This window comes from Geodermatophilus sp. CPCC 205506 (assembly GCF_051383635.1).
Classification (GTDB): Bacteria; Actinomycetota; Actinomycetes; order Mycobacteriales; family Geodermatophilaceae; genus Geodermatophilus.
This window is the reverse complement of record NZ_JALPKP010000030.1, coordinates 1-15,926: the sequence shown is the minus strand read 5'-3', so window position 1 is coordinate 15,926 and position 15,926 is coordinate 1. Positions and strand designations below refer to the sequence as shown.

The 15,926-nt window shown below is 74.7% G+C and carries 13 protein-coding genes and 1 pseudogene; 8 read left to right on the top strand and 6 right to left on the bottom strand.

The genetic code is table 11. The features are described 5' to 3' along the window. The first annotated feature begins 29 nt into the window (after nt 1-29). Nucleotides 30-929, top strand: a complete 900-nt coding sequence (locus MY520_RS17210) for an IclR family transcriptional regulator domain-containing protein (protein ID WP_436693778.1) — start codon at nt 30-32, stop codon at nt 927-929. Between the two features lie 4 nt (nt 930-933). Here the strand turns inward: MY520_RS17210 and MY520_RS17205 are convergent, their stop codons facing one another. The 3 genes and pseudogenes from MY520_RS17205 to MY520_RS17195 all read right to left on the bottom strand — a co-directional run bounded on the left by MY520_RS17205 (nt 934) and on the right by MY520_RS17195 (nt 4,180). Beyond that, complete coding sequence (locus MY520_RS17205) at nt 934-2,577, bottom strand: AMP-binding protein (protein WP_436693777.1); 1,644 nt, start codon at nt 2,575-2,577, stop codon at nt 934-936. Between the two features lie 3 nt (nt 2,578-2,580). After that, entirely contained in the window at nt 2,581-3,639 is a 1,059-nt protein-coding gene (locus tag MY520_RS17200) for a hypothetical protein (RefSeq protein ID WP_436693776.1), read from the bottom strand. A 4-nt stretch (nt 3,640-3,643) separates the two neighbouring features. Next, nucleotides 3,644-4,180, bottom strand: a pseudogene (locus tag MY520_RS17195) (UGSC family (seleno)protein). A gap of 190 nt (nt 4,181-4,370) precedes the next feature. Between MY520_RS17195 and MY520_RS17190 the strand changes: the two are divergent. The 5 genes from MY520_RS17190 to MY520_RS17170 all read left to right on the top strand — a co-directional run bounded on the left by MY520_RS17190 (nt 4,371) and on the right by MY520_RS17170 (nt 12,144). Beyond that, entirely contained in the window at nt 4,371-5,240 is an 870-nt protein-coding gene (locus MY520_RS17190; protein WP_436693775.1) for an alpha/beta fold hydrolase, read from the top strand. A 9-nt stretch (nt 5,241-5,249) separates the two neighbouring features. Beyond that, nucleotides 5,250-6,764, top strand: a complete 1,515-nt coding sequence (locus tag MY520_RS17185) for an acetyl-CoA hydrolase/transferase family protein (RefSeq protein WP_436693774.1) — start codon at nt 5,250-5,252, stop codon at nt 6,762-6,764. A 199-nt stretch (nt 6,765-6,963) separates the two neighbouring features. Continuing rightward, a complete protein-coding gene (locus MY520_RS17180; RefSeq protein WP_436693773.1) occupies nt 6,964-10,317 on the top strand; it encodes a LodA/GoxA family CTQ-dependent oxidase in 3,354 nt (1,117 codons plus the stop codon). Nucleotides 10,318-10,319: 2 nt separating this feature from the next. Then, nucleotides 10,320-11,510, top strand: a complete 1,191-nt coding sequence (locus MY520_RS17175; protein WP_436693772.1) for an NAD(P)/FAD-dependent oxidoreductase — start codon at nt 10,320-10,322, stop codon at nt 11,508-11,510. Continuing rightward, nucleotides 11,491-12,144, top strand: coding sequence for a class I SAM-dependent methyltransferase (locus tag MY520_RS17170; RefSeq protein WP_436693771.1), 654 nt, complete (start codon nt 11,491-11,493; stop codon nt 12,142-12,144). Before MY520_RS17175 ends, MY520_RS17170 begins: the two co-directional genes overlap by 20 nt. Before the next feature lie 13 nt (nt 12,145-12,157). Here the strand turns inward: MY520_RS17170 and MY520_RS17165 are convergent, their stop codons facing one another. The 3 genes from MY520_RS17165 to MY520_RS17155 form a co-directional block, all read right to left on the bottom strand. Continuing rightward, nucleotides 12,158-12,757 (bottom strand): YceI family protein, encoded by a 600-nt coding sequence (locus MY520_RS17165; protein ID WP_436693770.1) that lies wholly within the window; start codon nt 12,755-12,757, stop codon nt 12,158-12,160. Nucleotides 12,758-12,833: 76 nt separating this feature from the next. Next, complete coding sequence (locus tag MY520_RS17160) at nt 12,834-13,694, bottom strand: amidohydrolase family protein (protein ID WP_436693769.1); 861 nt, start codon at nt 13,692-13,694, stop codon at nt 12,834-12,836. 48 nt (nt 13,695-13,742) lie between these two features. Continuing rightward, nucleotides 13,743-14,570, bottom strand: coding sequence for an enoyl-CoA hydratase-related protein (locus tag MY520_RS17155; protein ID WP_436693768.1), 828 nt, complete (start codon nt 14,568-14,570; stop codon nt 13,743-13,745). Between the two features lie 69 nt (nt 14,571-14,639). Between MY520_RS17155 and MY520_RS17150 the strand changes: the two genes are divergently transcribed. Both MY520_RS17150 and MY520_RS17145 read left to right on the top strand, forming a co-directional pair. Next, on the top strand, nt 14,640-15,398 hold the full coding sequence (locus tag MY520_RS17150) for an SDR family NAD(P)-dependent oxidoreductase (RefSeq protein ID WP_436693767.1): 759 nt from the start codon (nt 14,640-14,642) through the stop codon (nt 15,396-15,398). Next, nucleotides 15,395-15,802, top strand: coding sequence for a RidA family protein (locus MY520_RS17145; protein WP_436693766.1), 408 nt, complete (start codon nt 15,395-15,397; stop codon nt 15,800-15,802). The genes MY520_RS17150 and MY520_RS17145 overlap by 4 nt, the downstream gene beginning before the upstream one ends. Nucleotides 15,803-15,926: the final 124 nt, after the last annotated feature.

Genomic DNA, 15,926 nt, shown 5'->3' with positions numbered 1-15,926 from the left:
CCGCCGCACGGACGAGGATCGACGGCCACATGGACGGCGCGGCACACGACCGCGACGGCGCGGAGGAGCTGGACCCACTGAGCGAACCGGAGACCGTGCCCGAGGGCGCGGACGAGACCGTGACGGCCGGCGGCCGGGCGCGCGGGGACTACTTCGTGCAGTCCCTGGAGCGCGGGCTGGCCGTGATCAAGGCGTTCACCGCCGACGAGCCGGAGCTGACGCTCAGCGACATCGCCCGCCGCACCGGCATGACCCGCGCCGCGGCCCGCCGGTTCGTGCTCACCCTCGTCGACCTCGACTACGTCGGCACCGCCGACCGCCGCTTCCACCTGCGCCCGTCGGTGCTGGAGCTGGGTTACACCTACCTGTCGGTGATGTCGGTGCCGCAGGTGATGGCGCCGCACCTCACCGCGCTGTCGGACCGGCTCAACGAGACGGTGAGCGCCGCGGTCCTCGACGGCGACGACATCGTCTACGTCGCCTGGGTCGGCCCCCGCCGCGTGCGGGTCGGCGGCATCACGATCGGGACCCGCCTGCCCGCCTACCTCACCTCGCACGGCCGGGTGCAGCTGGCCGCGCTGCCGGACGAGGAGCTGGACGCCCACCTCGGACGAACCCGGCTGGAGGCACGCACCTCGAAGACGATCACCGATCCGGTGCGGCTGCGCGAGGTGCTCGGAGAGGTGCGGGCCCACGGGTACGCGCTGGTCGACCAGGAGCTGGAGGAGGGGGTCACGTCCATCGCGGTGCCGGTGCGCGACTCCCAGGGCACCGTCGTGGCCTCGGTCAACGTCGGGACGCACTCCCGGCGGCTGTCCCCCACGGCGCTGCGGCGGGCGGCGCTGCAGCCGCTGCAGGAGACCGCCCGCCTCGTCGAGCGGGACATCGGGCTGCTCGGCGTGCGACCGACGCCGCCCGGTCAGCTCTGAGCGGTCAGTCCCGCCCGCTCAGCTCCTGGGCCCGCTCCGTAGCCCAGCGCCGGTCGATCTTCCCCGACACCGTCCGCTCGATCGCCGGGACGACGGTGACCAGCCGCGGCCGCTTGTAGTCGGCCAGCCGGGCGCCCACGTGCGCGGCCAGGGCGTCGGCGTCCACCTCGGCGCCGGGCTCGGCCACGACCAGCGCGGTGACCCGGCTCCCCCACCGGTCGTCCGGGACGCCGACGACGACCGCCTCGGCCACCGCGGGGTGGTCGACGAGCGCCTGCTCGACCTCCTCGGCGAAGACCTTCTCGCCGCCGGTGTTGATGACCCCCGAGCCGCGGCCCAGCAGGGTCAGCGTGCCGTCGGCCTCGACCGTCGCCGAGTCCCCGGGGACGGCGTGCCGCACGCCGTCGAAGGTCCGGAACACCGCCGCGGTCGCGACCGGGTCGTCCAGGTAGCCCAGCGGCAGGTTGCCGGTGCTGGCCAGCTCGCCGACCTCGCCCGACCCGGGGACGACGTCGCGGCCGTCCGCGGTGACCACCCGGGCGGTGGCGGGCAGGGTGAACCGGGAGGTGACCGCGTCGGGGTCCGGGCCGGACAGCGAGATGCCGAACGGGCCGCCCTCGGTCGCGGCGATGGAGTCCTGCAGCGTGAGGCGCCCGTGCCGGAGCAACCCCCGCTTGGTCTCGGTGCCCCACCGCACCCCGGAGCTGAACACCCGGCGCAGCGAGCCCAGGTCGTACGGCGTCCCCTCGGCGGCGGCGCGGTCCAGCTCGGCCAGCAGCGGGACGGCGAACGCGTCGCCCACGATCGCCAGCTCGTGCACCCCGTGCTCCTGCACCGCCGCCCACAGCGCCGCGGGGTCCAGCGACCGCTGCGGCAGGGTGACCACCCGGCCGCCGCGCAGCAGGTTGCCCAGGCTGGTGAAGAAGCCGGTGCCGTGCATGAGCGGCGAGGCCGGGAGGAACACCGGCGCGGTGCCCTCGCGCACCGCCGCCACGGCGTCGGCGACCACGCCGCCGAGGTCGGCCGGAACGGGGCGCTGCGCCCGCCCGTAGGCCGAGGAGACCACCCCGCAGACGCCGGCGCAGTCCCACACCACGGCCTTGGGCAGCCCCGTCGTCCCGCCGGTGAGCAGCAGCACCCGGTCGTCGGCCGAGCGCTCGCACCGCGGCGCCGGCGGCCCGGCGACGGCCTCCTCGTAGGGGCAGAAATGGCCATTTCTGCCCTCGTCGCCGGCGACGACGACCGCGGACAGCTCGGGGAACCGGCCCGCGACGACGGCCGCGCGGTCGGCGAGGGTGGCGTCGACGACCAGCCCGCGGGCGCCGACCATCCGCAGCACCTGCTCGAGCTCGGCCTCGCGGTAGCGGTAGTTCACGTTGACCGGGACGGCGCACAGCTTGAGGACCGCGAACACCGTCTCGAGGTACTCCGGCGAGTTGTACAGCCCGATGCCGACCGGATCGCCGGGGCCGACCCCCCGCGCGGCGAGCGCGCCGGCCAGCCGGGCGGCGCGCTCGTCGAACTGCGCCCAGGTGCGGGCCCGGTCGCCGTGCACGAGGACGGTGCGGTCCGGGTCGAGCGTGCCGACCGCGTCGGCGACCGCCTCGAGCACCGTGGCGAGGTTCTCCCGGAAGCCCTCCTCCGGCACGCGTCAGACCCCCGCGATCCGGGTGACGGCCGGTCGGCCGCCGCGCGGCCCGAAGGTCTCCACGATCGCCGAGACGCCGGAGTTGGACGCGCCGGCGACCACCACGAGGACCGCCTCGGGCGAGGTCATCGCGGAGATGCCGTCGCGGGCCGGGTCGGGCCCGGCGTCGACGACGGCGTCCGGGTGGTCGCGGGCCACCCGCCAGTGGCTCTTGGCCGACACCGCCCCCTTGCCGGCGCGGTCGAGGACCTCCCGCGGCACGAACGACTGCTCGTGGAGGAACCGGGAGACGTCGCGCTTGGACCAGCCGGCGTCGGCCAGCAGGTGCGCGTGCTCCGGGCCGAGGACGACGCAGGCGCTCACCGTCTGGTGCAGCAGCGCGCCGGTGCGGGCCAGCGATCCGGCGACGTCGGTGAGCAGCTGCTCGGGGACGCCGGTGTGCCGGGCCTCGATGTGCAGCGTGGAGCGCATCGTCATCGCCGTCACCGCACTGTCCTCGGGGGCGAGGCCGTGGTCGACGTGCAGCGGCGCCCACGGGGACTCCTCCTCGTTCTCCCCGATGCAGGCGGTGTACTTCGCCGGCGTGCCCTGGGTGGCCTGGTCGAGCTCGTGCGGCCGCAGCCCGAGGGCGTTGATCGCGGTCAGCCGGACGGCCCGCCCGATGGTGGCGTTCGCCCGGAAGCCCGGCCCGAACAGGTTGCCGGCGCAGTTGACGCCGAGCTGGGTGCGCACCGGACCGTTGACCAGCAGCAGCGAGGCGGTGCCGGTGGTGCTCTGCCAGATGCCCTTGCCCGCGTAGCCCTCCTCGCGCAGCGAGTCCCACGCGGCCACCAGGACCGGGAAGTACTCCGGCAGGCAGCCGGCCATCACCGCGTTGACCGCCGCGAGCCGCACGGTGACCGCGCGGTTGATCTGCGGCATCTCGAACAGCACCTCGCCCGGGTCGCGGTCGACCCGGGCGAGCACCGCCTCCAGCGCCTCGGCGTCGCACGGGACGACCGGCAGGCCGTCGGTCCAGCCCTTCGCGTAGCAGTGCTCGATGGCGCGCTGGGTGTCGTTCACCCGCTCAGTCCTCGACCCCGAGGATCTCCAGCACGCGGGGCAGCATCTCCTCGACCCGCTGCCGGATGCCCTCGGCCGAGAGGGAGGCCACCGGGTGCGGGATGGACACGTACGCGAAGCCCGGGAACCCGTAGGTCCGGGCCATCGCCTCCGCGGTGATGCGGAAGGCGTCGGTGCAGATGGAGACGGCGGGCACGCCCTGCCGCTCCAAGAGGATCCCGTCGGCCAGACTGGCCGCGCTGCAGGAGCCCTAATCGCCGATCGCGGTGATCGCGAAGTCGCACTCCTCGAAGATCCGCTGGGTCTGCGTGGGCTCCACCGGGGTGCCGAAGTAGGGCTTGCTGTACATCAGCACGTCCTTGAGCCCGTAGCGCTGCCGCAGGACCGAGCCGAGCTCGGACAGCAGCGCCGCCCCGTTCGGCTTGGTGTTGTCGAGCAGGCCGAGCGTCTTGCCGCGCAGGGTCGTCGGCCGGGGGGCCAGCGACGTGTCCGCGGCGGCGTCGGTCGCGCCGGTGGGGTCGAGGATCGACTCCAGTTCCATGGCGGCTCCTCGTCGTCGGGTGCGGTGGACGGCCCGGTGTGCGGCATCCGCACACCGGTTCCCCTGCCGCACGCCGACCCTAACCAGCGCTCCCCGATCGGGTCAACGAACGTGCCCGCACCGGGCGCCTGCGTAACGTGCCCATCCGGCCCCCCGGGGCCCGCGTTCGACGACCGCGAGGAGCACACCCATGCCGAGCCCCGGCGACCCGACCCCGGCCTGGTTCCCCCGTGCACTGGCGAGTGCACCCGAGCACCGGGACGTGCCGGTCGACGGAGCCCGCGTCCACTACCGCGCGTGGGGCGAGCCGGGCCGGCCCGGGCTGGTGCTGGTGCACGGCGGCGCGGCGCACTCCGGCTGGTGGGACCACGTGGCGCCGCTGCTGGCGACCCACCGCGTCGTCGCCCTCGACCTCAGCGGGCACGGCGACAGCGAGCGGCGGGACGGCTACGGGATGTCGCAGTGGTCGCGGGAGGTGCTCGCCGTCGCCGCCGCCGAGGAGCTGTCCCGGCCGGTGGTCCTGGGCCACAGCATGGGCGGCTGGGTCGCGCTGACCACCGGGGTCGAGCACGGGGGCGCCGTCGCCGGGGTCGCCGTCATCGACTCCCCGCTGGACCGGCAGCCGCCCGAGGAGCAGACGCTGCGCGAGCAGCCGCGGGTGCACAAGGTGCACGCCGACCTCGACGCCGCGGTCGCCCGCTTCCGCACCCTCCCCCCGCAGGAGGCCTACCTGCCCTACGTCCGCGAGCACGTCGCCCGCGGCTCGCTGCGCCCGGTCGAGGGCGGCTGGACGTGGAAGTTCGACCCCTCGTTCTTCGGCACCCGCCCGTCCGTGCGGCAGCTGCTCCCCCGACTGGCCGCTCCCGCGGCGCTGTTCCGCTGCGAGCACGGCCTGGTGACGCCGGAGATGGCCGCCGAGATGGCCGCGCTCGTGCCGGACGGGCTGCCCGTCGTCGACCTGCCGGAGGCGGGGCACCACCCGATGCTCGACCAGCCACTCGCGCTCGTCACGGGCATCCGCACGCTGCTCGCCCTCTGGCCGGAGGGCCGCGCCGCGTAGCGTGGGGCCATGGCGGGCGCCGGACGCATCCTCTCCCCGGGCCTGGCCCGCAAGGTCGTCCCGGCGGAGGAGGCCGCGGCGCACATCCGGGACGGCGACACCGTCGGCATGAGCGGCTTCACCGGCGCCGGCTACCCCAAGGCCGTCCCCCAGGCCCTGGCCCGGGAGATCCACGAGGCGCACGAGGCCGGCCGGCCCTTCCGGGTGAACGTCTGGACCGGCGCCTCCACCGCCCCGGAGCTGGACGGCGCGCTCGCCGCCGCCGACGGGATCGAGCTGCGGCTGCCCTACCAGTCCGACCCGGTGAGCCGCGAGAAGATCAACGCCGGGCTCATGGAGTACATCGACGTCCACCTGTCGCACGTCGCCCAGATGGCGTGGATGGGCTTCCTCGGCCCGCTGGAGGTCGCCGTCGTCGAGGTCAGCGGCATCACCGCCGACGGCGACCTGATCCCGTCGTCGTCGGTCGGGAACAACAAGACCTGGCTGGACCTGGCCGACCGCGTCGTCCTCGAGGTCAACGCCCGGCAGAGCCCGGCGCTGGACGGGATGCACGACATCTACTACGGCACCGCGTTGCCGCCGTCGCGCCGGCCGATCGAGCTGACCCGTCCCGACGACCGGATCGGGGTGCCGTACCTGCGCTGCCCGCCGGAGAAGATCGTCGCGATCGTCGAGACCGACGCCCCGGACCGGAACAGCGCCTTCCGTCCGCCGGACGCGGACTCGGTCGCCATCGCCGGGCACATCGTCGAGTTCCTGGAGCACGAGGTGGCCCGCGGCCGCGTCCCGCGCTCGCTGCTGCCGTTGCAGTCGGGGGTGGGCAACGTCGCCAACGCCGTCCTCGCCGGGCTCGGCGGCTCGTCCTTCGAGGGGCTCACCGCCTACACCGAGGTCATCCAGGACGGGATGCTCGAGCTGCTGTGCTCGGGCCGCATGGTGTCGGCCTCGGCGACGGCGTTCTCGCTGAGCCCGGAGGGGACGGCGCGGTTCGACGCCGAGGCGAAGGCGTTGCGGGAGCGGATCCTGCTGCGACCCCAGGAGATCAGCAACCACCCGGAGATCGTCCGGCGGCTCGGCGTCCTGGCGATGAACGGGCTGATCGAGGCCGACATCTACGGCAACGTCAACTCCACGCACGTCATGGGCAGCCGGATCCAGAACGGCATCGGCGGCTCGGGTGACTTCGCCCGCAACGCCTACATCTCCTTCTTCCTCACCCCGTCGACGGCCAAGGGCGGGGCGATCTCGACGATCGTGCCGATGGTCAGCCACGTCGACCACACCGAGCACGACGTCGCGGTGATCGTCACCGAGCAGGGGCTCGCCGACCTGCGCGGGCTGCCGCCGCGCAAGCGCGCCGAGCTGGTGATCGAGCGGTGCGCCCACCCGGACTACCGGCCCCTCCTCCGCGACTACTACGACCGCGCGCTGCGCGACGCCCCCGGCCGGCACACCCCGCACCTGCTGGCCGAGGCGCTGAGCTGGCACACCCGCTACCTGACCGAGGGCGCGATGCGCTGAGGGCGCGTGGCGAGGGGCTCGCGCCGCCCCGTGGGCCCGCTGCGCCGTCGAGGCGGGAGAACGCCGGCTCCCGCCGGTGACCGGCTCGTGACGGGGGCGTGACGCGCGCGGCTCCACACTGCTCGGCGTCCGGTCCCACCCGGCCGCGAGCAGCAGCTCCTGCCCGTGGGACGGAGGTCCCACGTGGAAGGAGCGTCCCGTGGCCACGGTGTACCGCATCCACCCGGCGATCGGCGTCGCACGGGTGGGCAACAGCCCCGACGAGTTCTTCATCGGACCCGAGCGCGTGGGCGAGGTGCCGCAGCCGCAGGGCGGCTTCAAGGACGCCCAGTGCCGGGTCAAGCGCCAGGCGGCCCGGTTCCGCGTCTTCGCCCAGCACGACGACGGCACGGTCCAGGAGATCACCGACGACGACGCCGAGATCTCCTGGACCGTCCACCTGGTCAACGCGAAGGCCGCGCACCCGGGCCGGGGCAACGCCGAACCGGTCGCCGACCTGACCATCGACCCCGGCCCGCGCACCCTCACTGGCCCGGACCAGCGGGCGGTGTTCGACGGCGGGTCGATCCACTTCGCCGGGCACCCGGTGGTCCCGGTGCCCCTCGGCGAGATCAGGTCCGACGACGCCGGCCACCTGCTGGTGCTGGGCGGGCGCGGGGACGCCGCATCACCCGCCGGGAACCTCATCGGCAACTTCTGGGCCAACGCGGGCTGGTACGACGACGTCGCCGACGGCCCGGTCAGCGCATCGATCACGCTCCGCGCCGACGGCTCGACACCGGCGGTCGACCGGGCGTGGGTGATCACCGCGCCACCCAAGTTCGCGCCGCACCAGGACAGCCCCGTCACGCTCTACGACCGGGTGCTGCAGCACATGGTCGACCTGGGTCTGCGCACGGCGCCGACCACGACGTCGTACACGCGGGACATCCACCCGATCCTGCAGCGGGCCCGGGACATGCGGTGGGTGGAGGGCATCTTCGGCGCGCACACCTGGCCCGAGCCCGTCACCAGCCAGCCGCTGGTCGACGCGATCGTCGCCCGGCTCCGCCCGCTGGGCGACATGCCGCTGCTGAACGGGGCCGACTCGTCGCTGACGCCCATCCAGCTCGCGCACGTGCAGCGCTGGCAGTCCGGCGCCTACACGGCCGACTGGGTGGGGGTGCCGGCGCCCGAGGCCGACGTGACGCCCGACGGCCTGGACCGGGCGGCCCTCGAGGCCTGTGTGGGTGGCGCGTTCTTCCCGGGCATCGAGGGCGGCGGGCTCGCGCCGGGAGACCGCCCGATCATCGAGTCCCCCTACACCGCGCCGTTCCGGCTGGCCCCGACCGTGACCGCCGGCAGCATCTCCAGGGCCATGGCGCTCCCGTGGCAGGCGGACTTCAAGGCCTGCGGGGACAACTGGTGGCCGGTGCCGCGCCCGAACGACGTCGTCCCCCAGGACACCGGGGGGCAGGCGCGGTGGGACCGCGACGTCACCAGCATGGACGACATGGCCACCCTGTGGCACACGCTGGGCTTCGTCGTCCGGCAGGGGGACGAGCACGTGGAGGTGGAGCACTGCGACGAGGCCTCGATCACCCTGCTCACGCCCCACCTGCGCTTCACCGACGTGCCGCAGGGTCCGATGGGCATGGTGCGCGAGGCGGCGCTGGCCATCACGTTCGAGGTCGTCTCGCCCGGCGCCGCGGTCACCCTGGACTTCGCGCCCGGCGGAGGCCCGGCCCACCCGCAGCTGGTCGCGGCCACGTCCTCGGTCACGGTCGGCCCCACTGCCCCCAACGCCGTCGCCGGCGCCCGGTTGTGGCTGGTCTACCGCACGGGTGTCGCACCGTCGTCCATCCCGACGCAGACCCTCACCGTCCGGGAGGCCGCGTCCGGGGACACCTGGCAGGTCTCGGTCGACGGCAACACCGTCGCCCGCGCGACGGCGGCCGCCGCCCTGGTGCTCGACCGGTCGGGCAGCATGGCCGAGGACCGCGGCGACGGTCAGAGCAAGCACGCCTCGCTCCAGCAGGCCGCGAACACCTTCGTCGACCTGGTGCTCGAGGGCGACGGCGTCGGCCTCGTGCGCTACAACCAGGACGCCCAGTCGCTGCAGCCGGTCCTGCCCCTGGGACCCGGCGGCCTGACGGACGTGAACCGCAGGGCGACCCACGACGTCATCAACGGCAACGCCCTCGATCCCCTGGGGGCGACGTCGATCGGCGACGGCATCGCCGAGGGCCGGTCCGTGCTGACCGCGGCGCCGCCGTTCGACGTCAAGGCGCTGGTCGTCCTCACCGACGGCATCGAGAACAGCCCACGGCTGATCTCCGACGTCGCCGGGCAGATCAACGAGCGGACCTTCGCGGTGGGCCTCGGCCAACCGCACAACATCAGCGTGCCCGCACTGCAGACGGTGTCGGGCAACAACGGCGGGTTCCTGCTCGTCACGGGCGCGATCACCGGTGACAACCGGTTCCTGCTGCAGAAGTACTTCCTCCAGATCCTGGCGGGCCTCACCCAGGCCGAGGTCGTCCTCGACCCCGACGGCGAACTGGTCCGGGGCGCCGTCCACCGCATCCCGTTCCAGCTCAGCGACGCCGACTCGGGCGTCGAGGTCGTCCTGCTGACCCCCCGGCCCGACGCCGTCGACTTCCGGCTGCAGACGCCCAACGGCCTGCTCGTGGAACCGTGGCGGGCCACCCAGGAACCGACGATGCAGTACGGGACCGGCGACGGCGTGGCGTACTACCGGCTCGCCCTGCCCGTCCAGCTGCGTCCCCGCCGGTTCGACCAGGCCGGCACCTGGCACGCGCTGCTCACGCCGGGACGGCCCCGGACGGGGCCGACCGACGACGCCGACGGTGTCGACCGCGAGATCCTGAGGGGCCGTCGCGGCCCGTCCGACCCGCCGGTCCCGCCGCGTCGACCGTACGAGTTCGAGCGTGCGTTCTCGGTGGTCGCCGAGCAGGGCGGTACGCCCGGGGCCGGGGCGCTCCCGGACGCCGCCGAGGCCGACCCCGGCCGGCGTGGCCTGCCCTACAGCCTGGTCGTGCACGCGTTCTCGAACGTGTCGCTCCGGGCCCAGGCGAGCCAGCGCTCCTACGAGCCGGGCGCCGAGGTCGCACTCGACGCGACCCTGACCCAGTCGAGCCTCCCGGTCGAGGGCGACCCCGCGGTGTGGGCGGAGATCACCCGCCCCGACGGATCGGCGACGGTGCTCCCCCTCGCGCCGGGGGCACCCGGCGAGTTCCGGGCCGGCTTCGGCACCGCCGCTCCCGGCGTCTACCGCGCGCGGGTGCGCGCACGCGGACGCACCCGTGCCGGCCGGCCGTTCACGCGGGAGCGGACGGTCACCGCCGCCGTGTGGCGGGGAGGCGACACGCCCGCCCCCTCGGGCGGCGCCGGCCAGGTGGACGAGGCACTGTGCGGTCTCCTGTCCTGCCTGTTCGAGGACGGGGTCGTCGACCCGTCGCTGCTGGAACGCCTGCGGCGCCTGGGCTTCGACCTGGACCGGGCCCGGGCGTGCCTCGAGGAGCGCTGCCGCACCCTCCGGCCGCAGCACTGACCGTGCCGTCCACCTGGGACGCCATCGTCGTGGGCGGCGGGCCGGCCGGCGCGGCGACGGCCCTGCGGCTGGCGGCCACGGGCCGGTCGGTGGCCGTGCTGGAACGCAGCCGCTTCGACCGGCCGCGCGTCGGGGAGACGCTCGCTCCGCTCGTCCGGCCGCTGCTGGAGGACCTCGGCGTCTGGGAGCGGTTCACCGGGTTGCACCCCCTGCCCTCGTGGGGCACCCGCAGCGTCTGGGCCGACCCGGCACCGGTCGAGCACTCCCACCTCGTCAGCGGCTACGCGTGCGGTTGGCACGTCGATCGCCGCGCCTTCGACCGGATGCTGGCCGACGCCGCCGCCTCGGCCGGCGCCCACCTGTGGACCGGCACGGCGGCGGTGGGATGCCGGCCGGACGGTGACGCGTGGCTGCTGGCCTGTGCCGACGGGCATGCCGTGCGCGGCCGGCTGGTGGTCGACGCGACGGGACGCCGCGCCGGCATCTCCCGCGCCCTGGGCGCCGGACGCAGCACGTTCGACCGGCTGGTCGCCCTGGCCGTCCGGTGGGACGGCGTGGACGTCGCCGAGGAGCAGTACCTGCTCCTCGAGGCCGCCGCCGAGGGCTGGTGGTACACCGCGCCGCTCCCGGGGGCGGGCATGGTCGGGATGCTGATGACCGACGCCGACCTCTGCCGGGAGGGCGGTCTGCACGCGAGCGCGCCGTGGCGCGACCGGTTGAGCGCGGCGGCCGTGACCGCCGCCCGAGTCGGTGCCGCGCCCCTGCGGTCGGCGCCACGAGCGCACTCCGCAGCCAGCCAACGCTCGCGGCGCGCCGGTGATCCGCGGCCCTGGCTGTCGGTCGGCGACGCGGCGCTCTCCGTCGACCCGCTCACGGGCAGCGGGGTCCTGCGAGCGCTCCGGACGGCGGAGTCCGCTGCGGACGCGGCCGGGCACCTGCTCGACCGTCCCGGATCCGCCGGGACGGTGGTCGCCCGATACGAGTCCGCGCGCGACGACGAGTGCGCCCGGTACCTGGCCGACCACGCGCGTCACTACGGGGACGTGCGCCGGTTCGCCACGCCGTTCTGGCGCCGTCGCCGGCCCCGACGCCGGCCGGATCCGGTCCGCTCCGACCCGTCGGCCCCGGGTGCCACGATGTGGTGCCGGGAACAGGTGGACGAGGAGGACGACGGTGCCAGGGACCTCCGCTGACGATCCGTTCGCCGGTCGGCAGCCGACCGCTCACGAGCGGATGACGGGGCTGCCCTGGGATGCGTCGTACCACGACGGCCCCGCGCCGTGGGACGTCGGCCGGCCGCAGCCGGCGGTGGTGCGGGTGGCCGCCGCGGGCGGGTTCGCCGGCGCCGTACTGGATGCGGGGTGCGGAACCGGCGAGAACGCACTGCACGTCGCGTCGCTGGGCCGGCCGGTCCTCGGCGTCGACGTGGCCGGGACGGCGCTGGCGATCGCCCGGGAGAAGGCCCACGACCGCGGGATCGCGGCCGAGTTCGCCGTGGCCGACGCGCTCCGGCTGGAGCGGCTGGGGCGCCGGTTCGACACGGTGCTGGACTGCGGGCTGTTCCACGCCCTGGACGGCGACGAGCGGCCGGGATACGTGGCGAGCCTGGCATCGGTGACCGGGCGCGGCGGGACCCTGTACGTGCTGTGCTTCAGCGACGACGGCCCCGGAACCGGCCCGCACCCCGTCGGCCGGCACGAGCTGCGAGCGGCGTTCGAGCCCGCCACCGGATGGGAGGTCGCCGCCGTCGAGCCGGACCGGATCCTGACGCGCTTCCACGACGACGCCGGCGCACCGGCCTGGCTGGCGACGATCCGGCGGCTGTAGGGCGCGCCGCCCGTCAGCGGACGCGGACGGTGGAGACGTCGAACTCGATCTGGATGCGGTCGCTGACCAGCACGCCGCCGGTGTCCAGCGGCGTGTTCCAGGTGAGCCCCCACTCGCTGCGCTTGATCGCCAGCGCGCCCTCGAAGCCGACCCGGGTGTTGCCGAATGGGTCCTTCGCCGAGCCGGTGAGGGTGAAGTCGACCGACACCGGGCGGGTGGTGCCGCGGATCGAGAGGTCACCGCTCACCGCGTAGACGTCGGCCTCGATCTGCTCGACGTCGGTCGAGACGAACACGATCTCCGGGTAGGTCTCGACGTCGAGGAAGTCCGCCGAGCGCAGGTGCGCGTCCCGGTCGGGCTGGCCGGTGTCGATGCTCGCCGTCCGGATCCGCAGCGTGACCGAGCTGGCCGCCGGGTCGCCGGTGTCGAGGTGCGCGGTCCCGTTGAAGTCGGTGAACGACCCGCGGACCGTGGTGACCATCGCGTGCCGGGCGCGGATGCCGATGCGGGTGTGCGCCGCGTCGATCTCGTAGTCGCCGGTGACGTCGACGAGGGCGGTGGTCGCAGCGTCGAAGTCGGTGGGGTCTGCGTCAGGTGCCCGGTGCTTGCCCACGGGTGACCTCTCCTCTCCCCCGGTACATCCGCTCCATCCTGACCGATGCCCCGCCGGACGACGAACCGGGGTCCCCTCAGGCGGGGTCGAGGCCCGCGTACACCCGGCGCGCGTTCTCCCCGAGGACCAGCGGGACGACATCGTCGGGCAGGCCCAGGGAGGCGACCGCTCGGGCGTTGGCGGCCTGGCCGGGCACGCCGGGCCAGTCGGTGCCGTAGATCCACTTCCGGGCCAGCCGGCCGAGGTCGAAGCGGGCGTAGTACTCGGGCAGCCGCTTGGGCGGGAGGCCGGACAGCTCGATCCAGACGTTCGGCCGGGAGACCGCCAGGAAGGCCGCGGCGTCGTACCACCAGCCCCGGCCGCCGTGGGCGAGGACGACCTGCAGGTCGGGGAAGTCGCGGAGGACGGCGTCGAGCAGCTGCGGATCGGCGTAGGCGTTGGTCGACCCGGGGAAGCTGCTGGTGCCGCAGTGCACGACCAGCGGCACCGCGCGCTCGACCAGCACGGCGTAGGCGGGGTACAGCGCGGCGTCGTCGGCCCGGAAACCGCCGTGCACCGGGTGGAGCTTCAGCGCCGCCGCGCCGAGGTCCAGCTGGCGGGTGAGCTCCTTGGCGATCGGGAAGTGCAGGTGCGGGTTGACGTTGGCCACCGGGCGGAACCGCCGCGGGTTGTGCTCGACGATCGGCAGCAGGTCGTCGAAGAGCTGGTAGCCGGTCGCCTTGGGGCTGTACTCGCAGAACAGCAGCGCGACGTCGACCCCCTCCTCGGCGAACAGCCGGTCCAGTTCCACGGGGTCGGGGCTGCCGTCGGCGCGCCAGACCTCCTCGAGCAGGCCGGGCCGGCCGAACTGGCGCGCCCAGTCGATCCAGGCCGGCGCGAGGGTGGCGAGGTGGGGCACGTGGACGTGCGCGTCCACGAGGAGGTGTCCGTCGAGCACGTCAGCGATCCTCTCCCGCGGGGGGAGCGAGGCGCGGCGGCGGGGCCGTCACCGGAAGCGGCGGAAGTCCGGCTGTCGCTTCTCGGCGAAGGCCCGGGCCCCCTCCATGCCCTCCTCGCTGACCGCGAACAGCGAGAGCCCGTCGAAGGCCAGGTGCGAGATGCCCCCGAGGTGGTCGGTGTCGGCGTTGAACGAGTGCTTGAGGAAGCGGAGCGCGGTCGGCGAGTAGGTGCCCATCTTCCGGGCCCAGGCCCGGGCGGTGTCCAGCAGCTGGGCGCGCGGGACGACCTCGTTGACCAGTCCCCACCGCTCGGCCGTGGCGGCGTCGTACCGGTCGAGGAGGAACCAGATCTGCCGGGCCCGTTTCTCCCCCACGACCCGCGCGAGGTAGGCCGAGCCGAAGCCGGCGTCGAAGGAGCCGACCCGCGGCCCGGACTGGGCGAACGTCGCCTCCTCGCAGGCGACGGTCAGGTCGCAGAGCACGTGCAGCACGTGGCCGCCGCCGATCGCGATGCCGTTGACCGCGGCGATGACCGGCTTGGGGATGTCCCGCATGATCCGGTGCAGCCGCTCGATCTCGAAGGTGCCCCACTCCGTCTCGCCGTAGCCGCCGGTCTCGGCCCGCTCCTTGACGTCCCCGCCGGTGCAGAAGGCCCGCTCCCCGGCCGCGGTGAGGATGACGGCGGCGACCCGGGAGTCCGCCCACGCGTGCTTGAACGCCGAGATCAGCTCGTCGACGGTGCGGCCGCGGAAGCTGTTCATCCGCTCCTGACGGTCGATGGTGATGACCGCGTGGTTGTCCTCCTCGACGTCGTAGCGGATGTCGGTGAACTCCTCGGGCCGCATGCGCTCCACCCCTCCGTGGTCGCCGGGCACCGGCCGCGCTCCCCGGCCGGTATGTCGCCATGTTGACGGTCGTCACGAGCGGCTGGCAAGCTCGCCGGCGTGGTCTCCCGCCGCTGCCTGGTGACCGGGGCGGGGCGCGGCATCGGCGCCGCCGTCGCCCGGCGGCTGGCCGACCAGGGCCACGCGGTGGCCCTCTCCGCCCGCTCCGCCGACGAGCTGGCCGCCGTCGCCGCCGGCCTGCTCGGCCCCGCGCTGGTCGTCCCGGCCGACCTCACCGATCCCGCCGCCGCCGACGCCGTCCTCGGCGCGGTCGAGCGCGAGTGGGGCGGCCCGGTGGAGGTGCTGGTGCTCAACGCCGGCGCCGGCGCCTCGGCCCCGCTGGCCCGGACGACGGACGAGGACTGGGCCCGGATGCTCGACCTCAACCTCACCGCCCCGTTCCGGCTGCTGCGCCGCGCGCTGCCCGGGATGGTCGAGGCCGGCTGGGGGCGGGTGGTCGCCGTCGCCTCCACCGCGGCCAAGCGCGGTGACCCCTACGTCGCCGCATACACGGCGAGCAAGCACGGCCTGCTGGGGCTGGTCCGCTCGGCCGCCGCCGAGGTGGCCGGCAGCGGGGTGACGGTGAACGCGGTGTGCCCCGGCTACGTCGACACCCCGATGACCGCGCTCACGGTGGACACGATCAGCGCCACGACCGGTCGCACGCCGGAGCAGGCGCGCGAGGCGCTGGCCCGCCGTCAGCCGATCGGCCGGCTCGTCGACCCCGACGAGGTCGCCGACGCGGTGCTGCTCTGCGTGGCAAGCGCGGCGATCACCGGGCAGGGCATCAACGTCGACGGCGGGACGGTGCAGTCGTGAGCGGTCTCGAACGCGTCGACCCGCCGGAGCTGGCCCGGCCCTCGGGCTTCGCGCACGCGGTGGTGGCCCCGCCCGGGGGACGGACGGTGTTCCTGGCCGGGCAGACGGCGATGGACGCCGAGGGCCGGATCGTCGGGAGGGACGTCGTCGCCCAGTTCGAACGGGCGCTGGGCAACCTGCTCACCGCGCTGCGGGCGGCCGGCGGGTCGCCGGGGGACCTGGCCTCGCTCACCGTCTACGCGGTCGACCTGGCCGACTACCGGGCCCGAGCACGCGAGATCGGCGCGGTGTGGCGGCGGCTCGTGGGCAGCGACTACCCCGCGATGGCCGGGATCGGCGTGGCCAGGCTGTGGGACGACGAGGCACTCGTCGAGGTCCAGGGCACCGCCGTCCTCCCGGCCTGACGCTGCTCTGCCCGCGGCACGTCCGGTGCCGCTGCGGTCCGCGGGGCCGCGTTCCTGACCTGGCGTTACGTGTCCACAGGCCTTGCCCGGTCGGGTGTTCGAACATATGATCGAAGACATGGAG

Bases quoted from the DNA above. Each gene is read 5' to 3' on its own strand.
- MY520_RS17210 (WP_436693778.1), top strand. From the start codon at position 30: ATGGACGGCGCGGCACACGACCGCGACGGCGCGGAGGAGCTGGACCCA.
- MY520_RS17190 (WP_436693775.1), top strand. From the start codon at position 4,371: ATGCCGAGCCCCGGCGACCCGACCCCGGCCTGGTTCCCCCGTGCACTG.
- MY520_RS17185 (WP_436693774.1), top strand. From the start codon at position 5,250: ATGGCGGGCGCCGGACGCATCCTCTCCCCGGGCCTGGCCCGCAAGGTC.